This window comes from Paenibacillus sp. HWE-109, assembly GCF_022163125.1.
Lineage (GTDB): Bacteria > Bacillota > Bacilli > Paenibacillales > NBRC-103111 > Paenibacillus_E.
Window position 1 is genome coordinate 8,521,531 of sequence record NZ_CP091881.1, and the last position, 22,862, is coordinate 8,544,392.

Annotated in this window: 12 protein-coding genes; 10 read left to right on the forward strand and 2 right to left on the reverse strand. The window is 45.3% G+C overall.

Features of this window, described 5'->3' with window-relative positions; translation table 11 throughout:
• Positions 1-63: 63 nt before the first annotated feature.
• From LOZ80_RS36850 to LOZ80_RS36860, 3 genes are all read left to right on the forward strand, one after another.
• Positions 64-840, forward strand: coding sequence for a DeoR/GlpR family DNA-binding transcription regulator (locus LOZ80_RS36850; protein WP_238169128.1), 777 nt, complete (start codon positions 64-66; stop codon positions 838-840).
• 197 nt (positions 841-1,037) lie between these two features.
• Positions 1,038-1,967, forward strand: coding sequence for a metallophosphoesterase family protein (locus tag LOZ80_RS36855; RefSeq protein ID WP_238169129.1), 930 nt, complete (start codon positions 1,038-1,040; stop codon positions 1,965-1,967).
• Positions 1,968-2,619: 652 nt separating this feature from the next.
• Positions 2,620-4,185, forward strand: a complete 1,566-nt coding sequence (locus tag LOZ80_RS36860; protein ID WP_238169130.1) for an ABC transporter substrate-binding protein — start codon at positions 2,620-2,622, stop codon at positions 4,183-4,185.
• A 181-nt stretch (positions 4,186-4,366) separates the two neighbouring features.
• Here LOZ80_RS36860 and LOZ80_RS36865 read toward each other — a convergent pair whose 3' ends face one another.
• Together LOZ80_RS36865 and LOZ80_RS36870 are read right to left on the reverse strand one after the other, a co-directional pair.
• Positions 4,367-7,756, reverse strand: coding sequence for a golvesin C-terminal-like domain-containing protein (locus LOZ80_RS36865; RefSeq protein WP_238169131.1), 3,390 nt, complete (start codon positions 7,754-7,756; stop codon positions 4,367-4,369).
• Between the two features lie 19 nt (positions 7,757-7,775).
• Positions 7,776-10,541 (reverse strand): glycosyl hydrolase family 95 catalytic domain-containing protein, encoded by a 2,766-nt coding sequence (locus tag LOZ80_RS36870; protein ID WP_238169132.1) that lies wholly within the window; start codon positions 10,539-10,541, stop codon positions 7,776-7,778.
• 274 nt (positions 10,542-10,815) lie between these two features.
• Here LOZ80_RS36870 and LOZ80_RS36875 point away from each other — a divergent pair, with 274 nt between their 5' ends.
• From LOZ80_RS36875 to LOZ80_RS36905, 7 genes are all read left to right on the forward strand, one after another.
• On the forward strand, positions 10,816-11,709 hold the full coding sequence (locus LOZ80_RS36875; protein WP_238169133.1) for a carbohydrate ABC transporter permease: 894 nt from the start codon (positions 10,816-10,818) through the stop codon (positions 11,707-11,709).
• 12 nt (positions 11,710-11,721) lie between these two features.
• A complete protein-coding gene (locus LOZ80_RS36880) occupies positions 11,722-12,564 on the forward strand; it encodes a carbohydrate ABC transporter permease (protein ID WP_238169134.1) in 843 nt (280 codons plus the stop codon).
• 55 nt (positions 12,565-12,619) lie between these two features.
• Positions 12,620-14,929 (forward strand): FAD-dependent oxidoreductase, encoded by a 2,310-nt coding sequence (locus tag LOZ80_RS36885; RefSeq protein WP_238169135.1) that lies wholly within the window; start codon positions 12,620-12,622, stop codon positions 14,927-14,929.
• A 127-nt stretch (positions 14,930-15,056) separates the two neighbouring features.
• Positions 15,057-16,844 carry a sensor histidine kinase gene (locus LOZ80_RS36890; RefSeq protein ID WP_238169136.1) on the forward strand — a complete coding sequence of 596 codons (1,788 nt, stop codon included), beginning with the start codon at positions 15,057-15,059 and terminating at the stop codon, positions 16,842-16,844.
• On the forward strand, positions 16,841-18,430 hold the full coding sequence (locus LOZ80_RS36895; RefSeq protein ID WP_238169137.1) for a response regulator transcription factor: 1,590 nt from the start codon (positions 16,841-16,843) through the stop codon (positions 18,428-18,430). Before LOZ80_RS36890 ends, LOZ80_RS36895 begins: the two co-directional genes overlap by 4 nt.
• A 98-nt stretch (positions 18,431-18,528) precedes the next feature.
• A complete protein-coding gene (locus LOZ80_RS36900; protein WP_238169138.1) occupies positions 18,529-19,884 on the forward strand; it encodes an ABC transporter substrate-binding protein in 1,356 nt (451 codons plus the stop codon).
• A gap of 155 nt (positions 19,885-20,039) precedes the next feature.
• The gene (locus LOZ80_RS36905) at positions 20,040-22,808 is read left to right on the forward strand and encodes a glycosyl hydrolase family 95 catalytic domain-containing protein (protein WP_238169139.1); all 2,769 of its coding nucleotides are present in this window, start codon (positions 20,040-20,042) and stop codon (positions 22,806-22,808) included.
• The last annotated feature ends 54 nt before the right edge of the window (positions 22,809-22,862 follow it).

Here is a 22,862-nt window from a genome sequence, read left to right on the forward strand (position 1 = left end):
TTTTTGTTACCCTTACTTAAGGTAAACATGCTGATAAACGCAAAAACACGGAGGAATGATGAAATGCTTGCACCAGAGAGGCATCGCTTAATATTATTGGAACTGGAATCCAAAGGGCAAGTCACCGTAGTGGAATTGAAGTCATTGCTGCAAGTTTCCCTTGATACAGTACGCAGGGATCTAGAACGGTTGGAACAAGAGGAGAAGCTTAGACGCGTACATGGAGGAGCTGTTTCCAAAAGAGAAGACGTAGCGACGAATCAGGCGTTCTTCAAGCGTAAAATTACGCAGAACGAAAGAAAGCAGGAACTGGCTATGTACGCTGTCGAGCTGGTGAAGGAGTATCAAGCTGTTTCTCTCAATGCCGGCACGACCAATATCGAGGTTGCCAAGCGGCTTGCCGCGCGTTTCGAGAAGCTCACAGTCATAACAAATTCCCTGCGCATCGCGGATATTTTGGCGCTGAAAAAGGGTTTCACAGTTATTATTCCCGGGGGTTATCTGAATCATGAGGAGTTTTCCTTGTACGGGCGCTCGATGGAAGAGGAAATTATGAATTTCAATATCGATCTGGCATTCATTAGTATCAATGCGATTTCCCTTGAGAAAGGGCTGACTGATTTTCGCCAAGGTGAGGCAGAGGTCATTAATGCGATGCTAAAGAGTGCCAAGCGGAAAGTTGTCGTAGCGGATTCCAGTAAATTCGAAACGGTATCCTACCTGAATATTAGCGGATTGGATCAGATTGATTTGATTGTAACGGATTCTTTGATGGACAGCAGTCTTCTGGAGACTTACAAAAAACATAATATTTCGATCATAAACGCAAGCTTATCCTAGCTTGCGTTTTTATTATGTTTTCATAATACCGAAAGAAGCATATAAATGCATTTTAATTTTAATTATACGCAAATTGAAGCAATATCGATTGAAAAAATGCGATATTTCGCATATAATTGGAACTATGAACCAATCTTATAATCCAGTAGTTGTGCTCCTTGATTGTGCATCCTAATCAACTTGTTGGGGGAATTTGTATGGAACGTAACCGAATTCGATTTGGGTTAATGACCGATATTCATCAAGATTTGATGTATAAAGCAAGCGATCGGCTTCAAGCATTTATAGATCATTCCAATAAAGAGGATTTAGATTTTATTATCCAGTTGGGGGATTTTTGTTTCCCGACCCCGGAAAACAAACCGTTTCTTGGCATTTGGCAACAGTTTGGCGGGCCTAACTATCATGTGCTAGGCAATCATGACATGGATATCTGTGATAAACAAACGATTATGAGCTATCTTGGCATGAAGCGAAACTACTATTCATTCGACTGCGGGGACTACCATTTCATTGTTTTGGATGCAAACTATTTCCGTGTTGACAGTCAATATGTTGATTATTCGTTTGGTAATTATTCCAAGCATGCAGATTCCGTCAGTAATGTTACAGATGAACAATTAGAGTGGTTAAGGGAAGATTTGTCCCAAACGGACAAACACACGATTTTGTTCAGCCATCAAAGTCTGGAAGAGACGCATGTGGGAACTAACGTCGGTATACATAACAGCGACAAACTTCGTGAGATTTTGCGGGAAGCCAATCAATCAGCGGGCTTCCGTAAAGTGATTGCTTGTATGAATGGCCACAATCATCTTGATGGCGTCAAAGTGATCGACGATATTTACTTCATTCATATGAACAGTATTTCTTACCATTACCTGGGGCCTCAGTTCAATACGATTCGGTATTCTGAGGAAATTACGGAGGAGCATCCGATTTTCAGACAATCTGTTCCCTACGAAGAACCCATTTATGCCATAATCACACTAGAGCCTGGGCTCTTGATGATAAAGGGAAAAGAATCAACGTACGTCGGCCCGGCTCCGAACGAAATCGGGCACAGTAATGCAAATGCGGGGCATGTGGTATCGGCGAAGATTTCAAGCAGGCAGCTGAAATTTTAAAATAAACCCAGGGAGGGCTGCGAATGGGCCGATCCCAACGGGGCTTTAGAGAGGGACGAATACGGCGTTTACACCCGAAATGCGGGGGTAAGCGCCGTATTTTTTTTAGAGCATTAACGTGAGAGGATCGAACTTCTGAATTGATTTTCGAAATGCACATAATCGTTGAGGGGCTCGTTTCTATAGAAATCACTCATTTTTACACACCGAATTATAGAAAAACAATATACTTGTTGTTTAGAAAAGATAGGTATAGGAGCTATGATAAAGTCACACCAAAAAACAACCTGCGAGTGCAGCAGGCCAGCGAGGGTAAATTGGAACGATTATTGGCTAAGTTTATTGTTTATTGACACTGGCAAGTATGTCAGTCTGCAACTTTTGCTTTATCGAATCATGTCTAACATTGATTTTTTAAATAGCGCACTGTCCGTAGCGAATACTTCAAATATTGTTTTGCCAAGTCAATCAGCTCGTTTTGCGCTGGCGGTCGTTGCTGCAGGTCCCATGTTATTCATTTTTCCTTTTTTTCAACGATTTTTTGTCAAAGGAATTACAGTCGGATCCATTAAAGGCTAGATGCTTAACGTTGGTTTGACACCGTAAGGTTTCAAATAAAAGTGAACTTTATTAGTTAGGGGAGGATAAACAAATGAAAAACATGAAAAAAGCGTTTGGAAGCGCATTCTCAATCGTATGTGCAGTATCCTTAATTAGCGGATGCAGCAACGGAACAACGGAGGGGCCAACCGCTGCGGTTTCGCCAGCTGAGAGTTCGAAAAGCGGGGCAGAGGCGTCTAGTCCTGCTAAGCTTGCTCCTGTGAATCTAACCATCTACAGAGTCGGCACACCGCAACCAGATGAGAAAGCTGTTGTCGAGGCCATGAACAAGATTACCAAGGAAAAAATCAATACGACCATCACACTGAACACCATTGACTGGGGCAATTACGACGACAAGATGAAAGTGATTATTTCGGCAGGCGAGGATTGGGATTTAACGTACACGGCTCACTGGACAAATAATTTTTATAACAATGTTGCGAAAGGCGCGTTCCTGCCGTTAGACGATCTTCTGGCTAAATATGGTGCGCATATCAAGGAAACAATTCCTGCGCAATTTTTTGATGGAGCTCGTGTGAATGGCAAGCTATATGGCATAACGAGCTATCAGATTATGGCGACCATGAAAGGGTTTTCAATTAAAAAGGATTTAGCCGATAAGTACAAACTGGATAAAACAACGATTAAATCATTACGTGATTTGGAACCATTTTTGGAAAAGCTGAAGCAAAATGAGCCTAGCATTGTGCCTACGACGAGCGGCGCATCGGTTACCACAGAGTTTCTTTCAAAAATTGATACTGGACTCGCTTATGACACCGTTGCGGGCGATACGACCAATCCGCTTGTGATTAATGTGAAAAATAATGATTTTAAGATTAAGAACTTGTATGAACTTCCGGAAACGATGGAACTAGCCAAAATGAATCGTGAATGGTACAACAAAGGATACATACGCAAAGATGCAGCTACGATTAAAGATTATAAAGCGGAACAAAAAACGGGGAAATATGGGATGTTCCCTGCGGGAGCGGTGAAGCCTGGCAATGAAGGCGATACAAAAGGATGGGCAGGATACGATGTAACCGATGTTCAGTTAAGTCCGTCTTACGTTTCCAATACGAGTTTAATTTCATCTTTGGCAGCGATTAACCAAAACTCCAAAAATCCTGAACGCGCGATGATGTATCTGGATCTATTATTTGCCGATAAAGAATTATATCAATTATTGTGTGTAGGTATTGATGGCAAGCATTACAAGAAAGTGGACGACAGAACCATTGAATCCTTGCCAAATGGCGGATATAATCCGGGAACGGACTGGGAATTTGGCAGTCAATTTAATATGTTCCTTCGTCCAGGGCAGCCTAAGGATGTGTGGGAGCAAACGAATAAAGTGAACAAAGAAGCGATTGTTTCCCCATTAATCGGCTTTGTTTTGAATCGTGATCCCATTAAAACGGAGATGGCCCAAATCGATGCGATTACAAAGCAGTACAACAGTGTAGAAAATTCGCTTCTGACTTACGGAGCTGCCGAACCGGATAAAATTATGGCTGAAATCAACGATAAACTAAAGAAAGCAGGACTGGATAAAGTTACCGCAGAAGCTCAGAAACAACTTGACGAATGGCGCAAGGCAAATAAAAAATAAGAGTCAAATGACCGCTCATAGCTATATAAGCTATTGAGCGGTCGGTTTTTATTTTCCGTAAAATGGATTTTTCTTTTTGCCTCGGATATCCAAGTTGAAAAATGCGAATCAATTCGTTCATTCCGTCTATGTTCGGCTACCCATTAGCTGGGTAGCCGACTCCACACGACTACTCTTATTCTCAATCAACGATAACAAACTTTACGGCATCTGCCCGGACAGTTTTATTGCCCCGGGTGATTTTCACATAGTTGGATTGCCCCGGAGTCATCGTATAAGTACCAATCAGCTTCCAGCCTGAAGTACTGGTGGAATAATTCTCATAGCTTGTACTGGTAGTACCGTTATGAACCACTTCTACCTTCGTATTGGTATCGGAGTTGCTGCTAATTGTCTTATAGATAAAGACTTCATAAGTTCCGCCTGCGGTAATGGGAGCAGTCCATTTCGCTGAGGCACCGCTGCTAACGCTGTACCTGGACGAGCTTCCATTATAGCCGATCACGCTGCTGTCTACCCATGACCCACTTACTTCACTGTAGCTGGCATCTCCATTATCCACAATCTGCGCATCTCCACCTGTGTCTAATACGATGTTCCACAGCTGACTATCGTTTCCAGAGTATGGCGATTGAATGATCTCCGCACCGTCTGCTGTGGAACCGCCTTTAACGGCAGCAACCATGCCGCTGTTCGTATTGATGATCTTATAATAACCATTGCCGGCAGCGGCAATCTGCCACCCTTGACTGATAATTCCATAGTATGGAGATTGAACAACTTCCGCACCGCTCGTTATCGCACTTCCTGCAACATCAACCGCCATGCCGCTGTTCTTGTTTACTAGGCTATAATCGTTGCCGTTATACATAATCTGCCATCGCTTACTTTCTCCGCCTAAATTCCCTAGCTGGATGGCCTTTGCACCAGGCTCATTCGTACTATTGGCAACATCCAATAGTTTCCCGCTCTTCTTGTTGACAATTTTATAAAATACTGCAGGGTCAAACGAATTATTGGAAGCTACAAATTTTACTGCATCTGCCCTAAGAGAGTTATTGCCTCTGGTTACTTTTACATAGTTGGGTTGCCCCGGTGTCATCGTAAAAGTACCCATATACTTCCAGCTAGGAGTGCCGGTGGAATAATCCTCATAGACTGCACTGGTAACACCGTCATGAACCACCTCGACCTTCGTATTGGTATCGGAGGTGCTATGAATGATCTTATTCATATAGACATCATAAGTTCTGGCTACGGAAATGGGAGCGGTCCATTTCGCCGAAGCACCTTCACGAGCGTACCTGGTAGTGCTTCCATTATAACCGGTCAAGTTACTGTCTAACCATGAACCACTTATTTCACTGTAATTGGGGTCTCCGTTATCCACGATCAAGGGGACAGTATCATTCATCTCAATCAATCCCGCGTCATCTCCATAGCACAGACCTGCACCCGAAGAACTCTTCCATATATAAACCTTTGCGCTTGTATGGCTTGGGCCTGTTTTAAACTGCACCTTCTGCCTTGTCCAGTTTGGATAATTGCCATATACGTTTTTATAAATGGTTGCATCGCCATATTCCTTGACACCTATCTCTACAGTCTCACCGAAAGGTACCCTTGCCCAAGCTGAATATTCGTAGGTTGTATTGGGCTCAAGACCGGTTATCAACTGTTCGACCCCATTCTGCCCGCTGCCAAGCTGTACACTTCCATAACCTGACCTTGTTTCTCTATTATCGATGTTAATAGGGTCATAGGTTGCACTATAAAAAACTGCCGTTGGTGCACCGATTTTTGTCCATGAATCAAGGTTTGAGTCAAAGAAGGCATTTTTAACCCTATTTGTGTTTTGCAGCGTTGACGGCGCATAGGTAGGATTGGGTGGATTAGCCAAGTTTTGTCCTGCCGGAGGATAGAGGTTCTGGTTGTATCCTACAGTTGTATTGCCATACCGGAAGGCATCTCCGTCTATCAAATAGCCGTCAGTTGCAACATTATTGTAGATCCAGGTTCCATATCCGTCATTATTAAATGCACTGCCAAAAACACTTTTAATAATCCCATCCACCATATTGTCGTATATTTGCACAAAATTTCCTGGCTGGCTGGATTTAATTGCTGCGAAATCCGTATTCCAGATCGTATTGTGATGGATAATAAAATTGTGGCTGTGCTGATCTAAATAGATCCCGGTATCTTGGTAAACTGTAAGGTCATGGATGCGGTTATACCTGATCTCTGTCTTTCCACCATCTTCTTTTGTAACGTAAATTCCGCCGCAATCATGGTTTAATAATCCATTTAGGCTGAGGTCGTTATACTCAAAAATAACCGCTTCAACGTCTTGTAGCTGCACTAAATCCCGGCCTGCATTGTATAGTGTATTATAGCTTATCAAATGTCTTTTGCCCTTTATAAATACGTTTGCATTGTAAGTTCCCATATAGTTGGCTTCATGTGCAAGATTGTTTATAACCTTATTGTCCGAACCAGCAACGATGATGAGATTTCCGGAGCTGTAAGCAAGTTTGGAATCCCTCAAGGTATTGTTGCTGCCACCCACATAAACCCCCGTGTCGTCCTTTTCATATGCATTTTGAAGGTTCATCCTGTGGGAGATATATTTGGCGTCTATCCCCTTCACTACATTGTTGGATGAATTGTCCGCCATTCTTATTGTGCCTCCGAAGGTGTTCAGGCCTTCGATATTGACATAGGAAACCCCAGTAAGGTCTATACAATAAATCCTTTTTTTCGTTTCAACATTCATGGTAGAGGGGTTTACGCCTCCGGGTGCCCACAAATACATGGCCTGGGTACTGCTGTCATAAAACCATTCTCGTTCGGCATCAAGCTCGCTCAATAAATTGAAGATAAAGAATTCCCTGCCGGCTAATGGACCTGTAAAACGGCCATCGGAAGACGAAAGCGGCGCTATTGTAATCTGATTTCCGCTTGAAGCGGTAACCGTAGTCGTTTGGGCAGTCCACGTCCCCCTAATCCAAACGGATCCCCCCTTCCAGTAATCGGCAGGCTTGTTAAGGCCTGAATATGCGATTGTTAGGTCGGCACCGCTATCCATGTTTGCCCTACCCGGATTGAAGACGTTGGTATCCGTCCAGTTGGGGTACTGGGCTATGTGCATCATCTCACCATTAACGAACACCTGGTTCTCCATTCCCAGGCTCCAATTCATCTGTGCTTTGTATATGTTCCCGGAATGAAGCGTCCACCCGGTAACCTTGTCAGCGGCGCTTACAGTTACCGTCTCACCGGCATAAGCCTTATAGGTGATTGGATTTCCGGCTGTGCCCGATTTGGTAGGCTGAATGACTTCCCTGTATGTACCTCCTCTGATCATACACGTATCACCTGCAACCATGACACTTGCAGCCTTTGCGATGGTCTTGAACGGACTGCTTATTGTGCCGGAATTGCTGTCGCTGCCGGTTGTGGCTACGTAGTAGGTGTTTCCTGCCGCCTGCGTCGCCATCGGCATTCCAAAAATAGTGCCGAACAATAAAAGCAACACCACCATTACACCTGAAATTGCTCTTTTTAACATAAACTTCACTCCTTTATCCTTATGGTATATAGGTATAAACACCGCTGCTATCCAAAGTAAATGGGATAACCGACGTTCCATACCTTATAGTTCCTGTTTCGTTTGGAGAACCCTTAATTACAGCTTTCGTGAGGCTCCCGCTAGTCCAGTCCATATCAACAGTGAAATTTCCTCTGGCTTTGAGTCCTTTCACACTGCCATTGGGCCAATTTGACGGCATTGCCGGTAAAAGATGTATTTGCTTAGCGTAAGTGCTTTGAAGGAGCATTTCAGCAATACCTGCGGTAAAGCCGAAATTACCGTCAATCTGGAAAGGCGGATGAGTGTCAAATAAATTTTTATATATCAGATTTTTAAGCTGCATGTTTAGAAGCGTATAGGCACGTTGTCCATCCAGAAGGTTAGCCCAAGCGTTTATCTTCCACGCCATACTCCAGCCAGTGCTTAAATCCCCGCGTCTATTGAGGGATACTTTAGCTGCATTTGCCAATGCCGGAGTTGTAAGCGGTGAAATCGTATTGCCGGGGAATAGGCCGTACAACTGGGAAATATGCCTGTGGGTTGGGTCTGCCTCTATAAAATCACCCTGATACCACTCCTTGATTTGCCCTAAGCTGCCAATTTGCGGCTGCGGGATTTTAGCAACAGCGGTTTGAAGCTGAGATCTAAACGTGTCATCCACACCAAGGATCGTACTTGCCGTTATCGTATTATTGAAAAGTTCTTCAATGATCCGGTGGTCCACCTCCGTACCTGCAGACATCTGATAGGAAGCACCGTTATATTTAAATGAATTCTCAGGAGATGTTGAAGGCGTTGAGATTAAAAAGTTGCCCGATGGCGTAAGGAAATGAAGATAAAATTGTGCTGCTTCCTTCAAAATCGGATATCCTTTGGTTGCCAGGTAGTTGGTATCCCTTGTGAAGCTGTAGTATTCCCATACATCCTGGGCAAGCCATCCGGAACCACCCATGAAAAGCCCGCTATCAGCCGGCCTGTAAGGCATTGTGAAGCCCCAAACGTCTGTCTTCTTTGCTGCAAACCAGCCTGTCGAGATATTAAAATAATTTTTGGCCGTTTCCCTGCCACTGGGTCTCAAACTGTCAATGAGATCGATCATTGGCATATGGGTTTCGGTCAGATTGGCAACCTGTGCAGGCCAGTAATTCATGTTAAAGTTGATATTGAAACAATACATGCTACCCCATTTCGGATTATTGCTGTTGTTCCATATTCCCTGAAGGTTGGCAGGCTGGCCGCCTTGTCTGGAACTACTGATCAGAAGGTAACGTCCATACTGGAATAACAAACTTTCCAGCCCTGGATCAGCAGAGCCGTTCTTATAATTGGTCAAACGTGTGTCGGTAGGGACGGCGTCCATACTGGCCCCTTTAAAATCAAGGCTGACCCTGTCGAAAAGACTTTTATAATCCGAGGTATGTGTTGACTTGAGCTGTTCATATGTCTTATTTCCGGCGTTATATACGGCATTTGTTACATCCGCTGCATAATCCGTATTTCCGGCATAGTTAAGCCAATTATTGGTGTATGTGGTAGAAGTGGACATGAGTATTGTAACGCTGTCCGCATTGGTCACACTCGCAACATTGGAGGTTAGGGACTGGGAACCGCCGCTCGGCAATACCTTGATCCTGGTCTGGAAGCTAAGCGCGCCTGTATTGTTTTTTCCATCGACAATCAACGTATTGTTTCCGCTTGAAGATTGCACGATATTATATTGGGCACTAGCCATGGACACCTGGGTTGTAATGGACTGCGGGGCACTGCTGGTGAGCCTTATGACCATCACATTGTCGGGATAGCTGGAAAAATACTCCCTGGTAAAAGTTTTACCGTCCTTTTCATACGAAACCTTGGCCATTCCAGTATTAAGGTTTAATTCACGGACATAATTGCTTGTACCAGATTCATGTCCTGCGAATGTCAGATTGATATCGCCAAGGCTCTGGTATTCTCCAAAATCCTCAGGCCCATAATCCGTAGGCACATTACTAAGCCAATTATTAAAATGAGTTTTTGCAGAAGCAAAATCATTGTTGTTCAGGGCCGTCTTTATCTGTGAAAATTCGGTGTAGTTGGCTGGTGTAGTCTGTACCTTTTTCCCGCTAAAGATGGTTGCTTCATTAATCTGAACTCTGTCAGCGCCGGTGCCGCCAAAAACCATTCCTCCAAGCTTGCCGTTACCTATCGGGAGTGCTTCTGTTTCCCAGTTAGCAGCAGGTGCGGTATACCATAGGCGCTGTGATTGGCGTTGGTTCACCAGCCTTATAGCGTCCAAGCCAAGCGTATACCCTAAACTGCTGGAATTCTTACCGGTTACCGTAAATCTAAATGTTTTATTTCCACCAGAGGCAAAGTTGACTGTACCATGGTTAACTTCCGTATATAGTGGAGTACTTGCATAAAGATCCACTGTACCGCCCTGGTTGACGCCATCGACGGATAACTGGTAAATACCTCTTGAGTCTACCTTTTTGTTTTTTACAAATACGGTGTATGGACCTGGAGCTGGGACATTCACCGTGTATTCGACGTAAGCGCCGACGGTAGATGTTGAAAGCATACGCCAAGCGCCGGCACTGCTGTTCAAATCCGGATAATTTGCCAGCGTACCGCCTGATGCCTTACTGGCAACGCTTTCACATTCATAGATATTTTCTGTTGACGTCTCGGAAGCGCTTGCATTACTTCCGCCAAAAAAAGAAACAAGCAACAGGAAGATAAACAAAGCCAGGCAGTTCAGTTTCCTTCTGGTGCGATTCATAAAAATTCCTCCTTCCAATTTTTTACTGCATTTTTTATGCTAGCATGCTATCGTTCAAAGCGTAATGGCGTTTTCTAAGCAATTGTAGTGAGATTCTATGTTCTTAATTCTAGTAAAAGATTGGAACCTCTCAAGCTGATTCCTGTTCAACAGGAGTCAGCTTGTTTCGTTTAGAAGATCGAAGGAAAACACATATTCGGCTTAGTTTATCCCATTCATACAGGGCAAAGCCTCAATTATACTTAGCGTATAAAGGGAGAGGGGAGTAGAACCTATGAATTTGAAAGAGAAGACGAGAGAAAATGTGGCCGGGTATTTATTTATCTTCCCCAATCTGCTTGGTTTCGGTTTCTTTATTTTGTTTCCTTTGCTGTTTAGTATGATTCTGGTTTTCACGGATTGGAACTATTTGCAAGGACTAAAGGGGCTGGTGTTTGTTGGATTGGATAACATCGAGAGGCTAATTCACGATAAGAACGTGTTCCTCTCTTTGAAGCATAACGTCGTATTTTCCGTCATCACGGTTTCAGTGGCAATAGCGATCGGACTCGCATTAGCTGCCATTTTGAACAATTATGTTTATTTGAAAACATGGATCCGGACGCTTATTTTTCTTCCGTATATGAGCAGTTTGGTGGCTATCTCCGTTGTATGGCGGGTGTTGTTCAATAGCTCGGAAGGACCGATTAATGCGTTGTTGAGAGTGGTCGGCATTTCAGATCCACCTGGCTGGCTCGCGAGTCCGGATTACGCATTAATGGCCATTATGATCATGACCATCTGGACTTACGTCGGATATGCGATGATTTTGTATATGGCCGGCCTTCAAGGGATTTCCAGGGAACTGTATGAAGCGGCCTCGATCGACGGCGCATCACCGTTCAATCAATTTACGGCTATTACCATAAAGATGCTAAAGCCAACTACATTCTTGATAGCGATTACCTTAATTAATTCCTCGCTTCAAGTTTTCGCAGCCGTGCAGGTCATGACGAATGGCGGGCCGCTTCAATCAACGATGGTGATGTCGCTTTACATTTACTCGCAAGCATTCGAGTTGAACCAAATGAGTTATTCCGCGACGGTTTCCTGGCTATTGTTTCTGGTTATTTTCCTGGTCACGCTCGTACAGTGGAGAACTCAAAAAAAATGGCAGGACCAGTACTAGGAGGCTATGCACATGCTCAGTCTGTCTCAAAAAAATACGCTTCTTAGAAGTGTTCTTACAGTATTGTTGTTATCGATCGGAATTCTCATGGTCCTCCCGTTTCTCTGGATGGCGTCGGCGTCGTTTAAGAACCAAGCTGATATTTTCGAGTTTCCGATTCGGTGGATTCCGAAAGCATTCGATTGGTCGAACTACCACGAAGTTTGGTTCGGTAAAGTTCCTTATTATGTGTTCTATATAAATTCCATAAAAATTACATTTTTACAGGTGCTAGGCTCGCTAGTGACCAGTTCATTAGCCGGATTTGCTTTCGCAAAGCTGAGGTTCAAGTTCAGAGATACGATTTTCCTGATATATTTGGCTACTATGATCGTTCCGCCTCAGGTGCTATTTGTCCCCAGATTTATACTTTTCGACTATTTGCATCTTGTGAATACGCATGAGGCGATCATCCTTCCTGGCATGTTTACCGTTCTGGGAACCTTCCTAATGCGGCAGTTTTTCAGCACATTGCCTACAGAGTTGTTCGAGGCCAGCAAAATCGATGGCGCCGGTTATTGGAGAATGTATTGGCAAATTTCGCTTCCGCTCGTTAAACCGGCCTTGGTCACGCTATTGATCTTGACCTTCACCTGGCACTGGAATGAGTACGAAAATCCGCTTATTTTGTTAAGAGACCGGGACCTGTTTACGATACCGTTAGGTTTGCTTAGCTATACAGATGGTGAAAACAGCACGAACTACCCACTCATTATGGCGGCATCGGTTCTTGCGCTCGCGCCTCTCGTCATCATCGTATGCCTATGCCAACGATGGTTTGTCGAAGGCATCGCGAATACGGGGTTAAAAGGCTAGCCTTTTTTATACATATTCAGCCAACTCAAATTGAAATAACAAGGAGACATGCGCAATGAAGGTCAAAAAGGAAAGCTATCAAGTTGTTGTATGCGGGGGCGGATTGGCCGGTTTTTGCGCTGCCGTAGCGGCGGCCCGTCAAGGAGCCAAAACTGTGCTCATTCATGACCGCCCGGTCTTCGGTGGCAATGCGTCTTCCGAAATTCGGGTAACCCCGCACGGAGCTGCTGCGTTCCATGCTTATGGCAGGGAGACCGGTATTATCTCTGAATTGTTAATTGAAGAGAGAGCTCGCAATCACGAGCATATCGGTGAAAATGGCCGGACTAACAGCATTTCGGATATGGTGATGTACGATATGGCGGTTAGAACGGATCATCTGACTTTCTATTTAAACACCTCCGTTCTGCACGTGGAGAAGTCAGACGATAGAACGATTAAGTCCATCAAGGCAAACGTCGCTAATGCGGAAACAGAGCTCCACATCGAAGGCGACATCTTCATTGACTGCACGGGAGATGCTATCGTTGCCGACAAGGCAGGATGCGAATGGCGCTGGGGCAGCGAAGGCTTCGATGAGTTCCGGGAGCCGCATGCGCCGGCTGAGGAAAGCAGCGATACGATGGGAAATTCGATTCATTTCCGTGCCGTTGATATGGGACGTCCCGTTCCGTTCGAAGCGCCGGAGTGGGCGGTTAAGCATGAAAATCCGGACTATTTCTACAAACAAGGACGACATTTTTACGATTTGGAATCCGGCTTCTGGTGGATTGAAATCGGCGTCCCTTGGAATACGATTTATGACAATGAAACGATCCGCCATGAGCTTACCCGCCACACGTTAGGGATTTGGGATTGGATGAAGAACAAAGATTCTGAAATTAAACAAAAGGCTGCCAATTATGCTCTGGATTGGATCGGTCAAGTACCGGGCAAACGGGAAAGCCGCAGAGTCATCGGCCAGTATTTCATGACCGAGCATGATCCGGCCAATAATGTGATATTCCCGGATGAAGTCGCATTTGGCGGTTGGTTTATTGATCTTCATACGCCGGGAGGCTTGCTTGCTCCTACTGCGGAGCCCGCAAGCGCAGAAGGGTACCCCGAAACATCGGAGTACGCCCGCAAGAGCTACTGCGGTCCTTATGGCATTCCGTTTCGGATGCTGGTGGCGAAAGATGTCGATAACCTGATGATGGCCGGACGCAATGTCAGTGTAACGCATGCGGCGCTAGGTACGGTTCGCGTAATGGCTACAACCGCTTTGATGGGACAAGCAGTTGGCGTAGGAGCGGCAATTGCGCTTGAGAAACGAATCGCCGTCCACGATATTTATAAGGATGCAATTCGTGATGTTCAGCAAATCTTGCTGCGGGACGGCTGCTTCTTGCCCAATATCCAGAATGAAGATAAATCCGACTTGGCCCGATTGGCCCAGGTATCGGCAAGCAGCTCAGCGCTTGTTTATGGAGCCGGACCGGAAACGGAAGACAAGACCTATGGACTGCGCAACGAGAAAGAGAAGATAAGACGCGCGAATCTTGCTGAACCGCTGACTCACCGAAGAGGCCAATGGATTGCCATCGGTTCGGGAAATATGGACTCACTTTCCGTCTGTTTGTCCAATTCGACGAAAGAGGAACAAACGGTTAAAGCCATCTTGCTTGAAGTTAACCATATTTGGGACTATCGAACCGAGCCGGGTCAGCCGCTCGCCGAAGCAGAACTGATTGTGCCGGCGAACTCGCAAGGCGTATGGGTGGATTGGCCGCTGCAATTGGCCCACAATCGGAAGGATGGTTATGTCCGATTGGATTTGGATACAAACCCTAACGTAGAATGGCATTCAGCCGGCACAGTGATTCCTGGACATACGGCTGCTTTCGATATGGGCGAAGGAAGAATGCGCCGTTATATGCAAGATGGCGGAACGTTGAGCTTTAAAGTTTCTCCTCCGCAGGAGTCATATCGTCCCGAGCAAGTCATCAGTGGGGTTACCCGCCCTCACCAATCGACCAATATATGGCGCTCGGATCCGAATCAACCGCTCGCTCAATGGCTTGCGTTGAAGTGGGAAAGCCCGCAAACGATATCGGAAGTGCATCTGACTTTCCCTGGGCATCTGCTGAGAGAAATTCATAATTATGCACCGCTATACCGAGATCCGCAGTGTCCTAAACAGTATGATGTGCAGGCATGGATCAACGATGTATGGGTGACGGTAGCAAGGAAAGAAGGAAACTATCATCGTTTGCAGAAACATATCCTTGATCAGCCTGTTACAACAAGCCAGATTCGTATTGTCGTGGAAGCTACGAATGGCGATGCTTCTGCTGCGATCTACGAAGTGCGTTGTTATGCCTAGTATGTTTAGCCTTAGCCGGAGAGACGTCTCTCCGGGCTTTTTTTCTTTCATTTCCACCAACCAAAGGCTTACCTACAAATGATATACTTGATGAGAATGGATGTCATACATCAGGAGAGGATGGCTATTGATCAACCATTGGAACCCCTATAACTCGATCAGGGGCAAACTCATTTTTTATTTCATTCTCGTTATCGTCGTCCCGACGCTCGTTATTTTCTTGATGTATTCCTACAATTCTCAGCGTGTGCTCGAAGAAAAGATATATAGCGCGAACCAGGAACTGGTCGATCAATCGGCAAATACGATGAACGAAATGGCGGCAAGAATGGTCAAAGCCGCACTATTCGCCGAATCGGACTTTAATCAGTTTTATCGCCCCGATTTTTCGGATTTGAACATCAATTATAATGTGTTTATCCCTATGAAACAATTGCAAAACAGGCTTACAACTACACGTGATTTGCTGCTGAACAGCGAGGCTTTCCTCCAGGTTGTGGATGGTCGGCGGTTTGCCGTATCGACGCTTTTTAACTATGATAACAATGCAATCATAGAAGAAGAATGGTATACGCAAGCCCAACAAGCCAAAGGTTTTCCTTACTGGTCAATATCTTATAAAATGAACCCGGATCACGGGTATACACAAGTAGGTATAGAGACACCTTATGTCCTCATGTCGCGTATTCTTCGCAAGGATGACGGGAACATGAACGGAGAGGGGGTTGTTGCGATTGGCGTTCCGAGCGAAACGTTTTTTGGAAAAAGTGCAAGGCTGGATAGCGGCATTCCAAGATTTTTGATCCAAACAAGCGACAACGTGGTTAGGGATACAGAGTGGAATCCCTACAACCTTATTTTCGAAGAAGAGCAATCAGGACAACCGCGGACGAATGCCTTTTCAAAGAGAGCCGTGATTAATGGGAACAGATATCTCATCAATACAGCGGAAGTCTCGCAAGCCGGATTCACCCTTCTGGAGCTTATGTCCTACGATCATTTTACGAATCAACTCGATCAATCGAGGAATCACTCGTTAATCGGCATCCTGCTTGTTTTTCTCATGGGGACGATCCTGTTTCTTGGGCTCATGATTAGGCTGACCAAGCCAATTTATTCACTGCTTCACTCTATGCGGAAAGTTGGTAGAGGAAATTTTCAAACTGCTGTAACTGTAAAAGGAAGAGACGAAATTTCGGCGTTAGGCCATGAGTTTAATCAAATGGTTGCGAAACTGGATCAGTTGATCTTGGATTTGGAAGTGGAGCAGAAAAATAAAGAAGAGGCACGATTTCAAGCGCTGCAAGCGCAAATCAATCCGCATTTTCTATATAATACACTGAATTCAATCAAATTAATGGCTCTGCTTTCGGGTACGAATCAGAATGTGAGCGACATGATTACGGCGCTTGGCAAGCTTCTCGAATTTTCTATGAAACAAACGCAGCAATATGTGACGCTTAGGCAGGAGCTTGAATATTTGGAGTTATATATGACGCTGCAGAAGATCCGTTTTCATGACAATATCCTCCTCAAAATCCATGTCCCCGAGGCGCTCATGGATAATCGGGTTTTAAAATTCAGCTTGCAGCCTTTCGTCGAGAATAGCATTATTCATGGCGGTAGGCTGCCGTTAACCGTATGGATTGAAGCTGAACTCATGGAAGATCGATCCGGGATGCTCATTACCGTCGAGGACAACGGGAAAGGCGTTCCGGAGAGTAAGCTTGCCATCATTCAGGAGCGAACGATCCATGGCAATAATGCAAAATTCAGCGGTATCGGCGTTTCGAATGTAGACAATCGGATTAAACTGCATTTCGGAAAACTGTACGGCATTTCATTAGGGTTATCCCATTACGGCGGCTTAAAGGCTACAATTACGCTGCCTATTCAAAAGGAGATATTTGAATGACGCGTGTACTCATTGTAGATGATGAAATTCTCGTGCGATTATCGCTCAAAACGTTGATCTCCTGGAAGGAAAATGGCTTTGAAATCGCAGGCGAAGCAGAAAATGGTTTAGAAGCGCTCACTATTCTGGAAAACTGTCCTTGCGATATTGTACTAACAGATATTCGTATGCCGGAAATGGATGGAATTGAGCTGATGAACATCATTCGGGAAAGATGGCCGGACACGAGAATCATCGTCTTGTCCAGTTATAACGATTTTGAATATGTGCAACGGGCGCTTCAAATCGGGGCGAACGATTACATTTTGAAGCTCTCCTGGGTACCCAGCGAACTCTTGCAAAAGTGTTTACGTATTCGTAAGGAGCTCGAGATTGAACACGCAAATCGAGTTATACATTCCCAAGCAACCTATAGAATGGAGCAACTGGAGCTGGATTTGAAAGAAAAGCTGCTTAGAAATTTGCTCGTCAAGCAGGGGACGAATATGGAAACGGATAGATTGATTTGCGAAATCCGCTCTATTTCCATTGAACAAACATATTGGGTTGCCTGTGCTTCCATCGATAATTACCAACAAATCGTGGATGAAAACAGATTTAAAAGCGAACATTTGCTAAGCTTCACTATCATCAATATTTTGAAAGAAATCGTTAAAAAATACGGAGAAGGCGATTTAATCGAAATCAGAAATGACCGTTTCGCGATATTAATGGAGCGGTTTTCAGAAGAAATGTTAGTCGAAATGCATTCCGCAGCATTGGCATTTGCCAAAGTTTCGCTAAGTTTTGGGATTGTCAAAGATGCCGTAAACCTGAATGAGCTTCATACGGCATTCATCCGAGCGGAACATGCGCTTCAAAGCAGATTCTATCATCGGGATGCTCATTATTTTTATGATACGGATTGGACTGTTTCAGAAGCAGCTGCAAAAATCGAGAGCCTGCAGGAAGATTATTGGAATACGCTGATCGATCAAAAACCCGAACAGATGGCGGAAGCCATTCATTCATGGTACGAAAAACAGAAACAGTTCCAAGTCCCCCCTGCGCTCATAAGGGAAAAGTGGCTGCATCTGCTGTTATTGTTCGAAAAGAAGCTGGAGCAGCTAGGCAAGGATCTCTATGTTTTACCTTCCTACAATGAAAGGTATCCGTATGATATCATTCGCAATGCGGAGACGCTGCAAGAAATATCGGAATGGTTTGGCGGGTGGGCCATTCAAACCCTCGAATTTATACGACTGGACTTGAAGCCGCGGTATCGTCAGGAAATTATCGAAGTGATGAATATTATTCAACAGGAATATGCGACCGCTTTAAAAGTTTCCGAAATTGCCAGACGTGTCGGCTTTGCCGAAACGTACTTGAGTGTGTTATTCAAAAAGGAAACAGGAGAGAAGATCGTCGACTATTTGATGAAAGTCAGGATGAAAAAAGCTCGTGAGCTGCTGCTTAATCCTTCGTATAAAATTTACGAAATTTCCGAGATGATCGGCTACAGCGATGCGACTCATTTCAGCAAATATTTCAAGAAGATCGAAGGGGTATTTCCGCTTGAATTTCGAAAATCAACCTTAAAGTACTAAGAAAAACACTAAACTATCAAAGAAAATATCATTAAGTTGCCCAAGTATTGCTGATATGATTGTTTATGTAAGCAAAACGATTACAAGGGGGCAATAAAATGAAGAAATTTATAGTTTTGAGTGCAGCTTGCTTGCTTTCCGTTTCCATCCTGGTAAGCGCTTGCGGAAAGAATGATAACGCATCGAACAGTCAGACAACAACGCCTTCTGAGAGTCCTTCCGCCACTAAGCAAGCAGGACAAGCTGTGAAGCTCAAATGGTGGGGAGGCACTCCTGAGGAAAGTGGTCCCAAAGCTGTTGTAGACAAATGGAATGCAGCCAATAAAGACATCCAAGTAGAATATGTACGTTTTGTCAATGACGATCCAGGCAATACAAAGCTGGATACCGCGCTCTTGTCAAGCAATGACGCGCCTGACCTCTTCATCAACTATAACGATGCTATCATGGATCGAAGAATTAACGCCGGCATGGTCGAGCCGTTGGATGACTTGATCAAGAAAGTAGGATTTGACGTAGATGGGGTCATCGGTTCCGGGAACTTGGCGAAAAATAAAGGTAAACAATATTATTTGCCTGGCGCCAAATCTTTGAATCTCATGTTGTTCAATAAATCGTCTCTGGATGCGATTAACGAACCCGTTCCGGTAGATTGGACGTGGGATGATTATGCCGCTTTAGCCAAAAAATTAACGAAGCCGGGACAATTCGGCGCTTTCCTCGCTCCGACTTGGGAACCGCTCGCGTTTCAGACTTTGACGACGGCCAAACCGATCGACGCCTATTATGCAGCGGACGGCACATCCAATTTCAAGGATAATGCCTTCAAGAAAGGACTTGAAATTCAGAAGCAACTGCTGGATGCCAAGGCATTACGGCCCTACGCAGAGGGAGTAGCGAATAAAATTTTGCCGGAAGAAGAGTTGCTCAAAGAAAAAGTGGCTATGGCATTTGCAGGTACGTACCTGATCCGCTATATCAAGGACGAGAAAGCGTTCCCGAATCGCAAGTTCCAGGTCGCGTTTGCACCTGTACCGCAAATGGAGAAAGGCAAAAATGTAAACAGCGGCGGACTCAGCGATAAGCTTTCGATCAATTCGCATAGCGCAAACAAGGAAGCCGCTATGAAGTTTCTTGCCTGGTATTTGACGGAAGGCAACCTGGAAATGGTTGCTGGCGGACGTATCCCGTCTAATCTGAAGACGGATATCAACAAGGTCGCTGAGCTGTTGATTGGCGATAAAGGTCAGTACTTCGATAAAGCATCGTTCTTGAATGTCATAAAAGCGAACTATACGCTCGCTGTAAACCCAACTACGACAGGCTCGGCAGCAATCAGAAAAGCATTGTTCGAAGAGGCCGAGAAATATTTCTTGGGTGCGCAAGCATTGGATAAAACGATTGAAGTAATGAAACAGCGGGCGGACGAAGCGATCAAGACTGCTTCTAAATAGGTTATATTGAACAGCATTATTCAAGTATAGGCTGCAGTACATCATTGTCCCGGCTCTCGTCATTATTAGAAAGCCGGGATATAGTTTTACTCATGATTTGTAAGCGCTTTAATAGTTCTGGGAAATGATGAGAAAATTCCCGAGGAGGATCAAATATGATCAAAAGAATAAAGATATTGCTGGTCGCAGCATTGGGCGTATCCTTGCTTGCAAGCGGTGTTTGGCAACAGGGGGCTTACGCGATTTCCGGGTCCACAACCCTTCCAAAACAAAAAGCCGGAAATTGGGAACAGCTCAAGTATACATGGACAACAGAAGCAAACGGAAATGATTTTAGCGGTACGGTCATCGGCAACGGCCGCATCGGAGCGAGAGTCGCCGGCGGTGTCGCCACGGATACGTTGCAGCTTAACGACAAAACCTTCTGGTCCGGCGAACCTGGCGACGTTCATAATGCCAGCCGAATTACGGCGCTGGCGGAAACCCGTCGTCTGCTGGCGGAAGCGGATACGGCGACGAGCGTCACGTACAGGGAAACCAAGCTGAAAGCGGCAGAAGAAGCGGCAAAGGGGATGTGGGGAAGAGGAAGTTACGCGTCCAGGTACCTGCCGATTGGCAAGCTGATGCTTGATGTGCCGGGTACGACGGGATTTACAAGTTATTCCCGTGAACTCGATTTGGATCGGGCCACGGTCACTACGAAATATAAGGTAGGCACAACGACGTATACCCGGGAAGTATTCGCGAGTTATCCGGACAACGTGATTGTGATGCGGATTTCCAATAACGAGAACAAACCGATGAGTATGACGGCCAGGTTTACGTATCCGGCGGAAATGACGGGCCACGCTGCCGTACAGTCTTCCGGCAATGAAATGACCATGACGGGCACGGCGAACTATAATTTGGGGAAAGCAAATTCCTTGTGGGCGGCAGGCAGAGGTATGACCTTCGATTCCCGTTTGCGAGTGAAAACGACGGGCGGAACCATCACGCCGACGAACGGAAATTTGGCGATCTCGGGGGCAAGTGAAATTATACTGACCTATGCCAATGCGACCAGCTACAAGGATCCATTCACGCTCCCGAATCCGAGCCAAGGCGGGAATGACCCTGCACCGATTGTCACCGCAATCATGAATAAAGCTCTCGTTAAATCGTACGGCACACTTTTGAATAGTCATTTGGATGACTATCGCAAACTGTTCCGGAGGCTTTGGGTAGAAGTAAACGGAAACACAGGAACCGCGTTAGATTATATCAAAACCTATCAATACTCCCGCTATGAAATGATTTCAGTTTCCCGCGAAAATACGACTGACCGGCCCCGTAATCAGCAAGGCATGTGGAATCACGAATGGATTCCTGAAACGGACTCATCGCATTTCCTTAATGAAAATGTGGAAAAGCATTATGCCAATATTGAAACCGCTAACCTGACTGAAATGGGTGACCCGCTATGGAAATGGATAAAAAATTTGGCGATCAGCGGCGCGCAAACGGCGCAGCAGGATTTCGGCTTTGATGGCTGGATGGCGCCGCATTACTCCGACATATGGGCGGCGACACCGCTTGCTGACACGAATAACGAGTGGGCGATTTGGCCTATGGGCGGCATATGGTTGATGAATACGGTATACGAACATTATCTTTTTACCAAAGACAAAACGTTCCTTCAGAACACCGCTTATCCGCTGATGAAGGGGGCGGCGGAATTTGCACTAGATTTGCTCGTCACCAATAAGGATGGTTATCTCGTTACTTCGCCGTCCACTTCACCGGAAAACAAATACAAGTTGTCAGATAACACACTAATTGCGGTGAGTCAAGGCAGCACCATGGATATGTCACTCATTCGCCAACTCTTCCGTGATGTGCTTGAAGCGGCAAGCGTCTTGCAAGCAAATAGCGCAGATGACCTGGATCTAATCAATCGGATCACTGCGGCAACCCCTCATCTTCTTCCATTCGCTATTGGAAGTCAAGGAGAGTTGAAAGAATGGAATAATGACTACCCTGGCAAGGATCCTTTACATCGTCACGCTTCGCATCTGGTTGGCCTAAATTTGCGCGATGTGCTTACGAAACGGGGAACCCCAAATTGGTTCGAGGCAGCCAGGAAATCTATGGAATTGCGCGGGACTGGAGCTACCATCGATAAATCGTATATGTGGGCTCGTCTCGGCGAACCCGACAAAGCTTTGCAAGCCCATAAGTTATTTCAGATAGATCCTAACAGAAATAAATATCAGACGATTAGCGCTTATGTTCCCGAGTTGTTCCTTCAGAGCCATGCCGGCGAAATTGAGCTGCTCCCTTCATTGCCGACCGGCTGGTCAAGCGGTAAAATCGTAGGCGTCAAGGCAAGAGGCGGATATGAACTGAGCATCGAATGGGCGAACGGGCAACTGGTATCCGCACAGATCGATTCTCCTTTCGGAACGAAGCCGATTGTACGTTATCAGAATCAGTTGCTGAATGTGGACACGGATCCGAGAATCGTTTTCGTGAATAGCTCAGAAGTCATTGTAGATAATACAGCCGCCCAACTGACCGGTACATGGATGTCATCCACGACCCTAACGAATTATTATGGGGCTAACTATTTGTATGCATCAACTACAAATGGAACGAACAAGATAAAATGGACGCCAAACTTGCCCTATTCCGGTACTTATAAGGTGTACTACAAGTTGCCGAATGGCAATATCAGTCGGGCTACTAATGCGCCGTTCAACGTTCACGATACGACTGGTGACCATATATATTATGTTAATCAACAGGTTGCGCCGAGTCCAGGATGGGTCTCCTTGGGGAATTTCACATTCACCTCGGGAACGAATGGCTATGTAGAGTTGACGAATAATGCTAACAATGACTGCGTCAATGCAGACGCAGTGAAGTTCGAGTATGTAAGTCCGTAACCTTTCTCATCAATTTGAGCATGAAATTGGTTGCCGAGATTTTCAAAAAACACG

Bases quoted from the DNA above. Each gene is read 5' to 3' on its own strand.
- LOZ80_RS36860 (WP_238169130.1), top strand. From the start codon at position 2,620: ATGAAAAACATGAAAAAAGCGTTTGGAAGCGCATTCTCAATCGTATGT.
- LOZ80_RS36885 (WP_238169135.1), top strand. From the start codon at position 12,620: ATGAAGGTCAAAAAGGAAAGCTATCAAGTTGTTGTATGCGGGGGCGGA.
- LOZ80_RS36900 (WP_238169138.1), top strand. From the start codon at position 18,529: ATGAAGAAATTTATAGTTTTGAGTGCAGCTTGCTTGCTTTCCGTTTCC.
- LOZ80_RS36895 (WP_238169137.1), top strand. From the start codon at position 16,841: ATGACGCGTGTACTCATTGTAGATGATGAAATTCTCGTGCGATTATCG.
- LOZ80_RS36855 (WP_238169129.1), top strand. From the start codon at position 1,038: ATGGAACGTAACCGAATTCGATTTGGGTTAATGACCGATATTCATCAA.
- LOZ80_RS36875 (WP_238169133.1), top strand. From the start codon at position 10,816: ATGAATTTGAAAGAGAAGACGAGAGAAAATGTGGCCGGGTATTTATTT.
- LOZ80_RS36870 (WP_238169132.1), bottom strand. From the start codon at position 10,541: ATGAATCGCACCAGAAGGAAACTGAACTGCCTGGCTTTGTTTATCTTC.
- LOZ80_RS36850 (WP_238169128.1), top strand. From the start codon at position 64: ATGCTTGCACCAGAGAGGCATCGCTTAATATTATTGGAACTGGAATCC.
- LOZ80_RS36880 (WP_238169134.1), top strand. From the start codon at position 11,722: ATGCTCAGTCTGTCTCAAAAAAATACGCTTCTTAGAAGTGTTCTTACA.
- LOZ80_RS36865 (WP_238169131.1), bottom strand. From the start codon at position 7,756: ATGTTAAAAAGAGCAATTTCAGGTGTAATGGTGGTGTTGCTTTTATTG.
- LOZ80_RS36905 (WP_238169139.1), top strand. From the start codon at position 20,040: ATGATCAAAAGAATAAAGATATTGCTGGTCGCAGCATTGGGCGTATCC.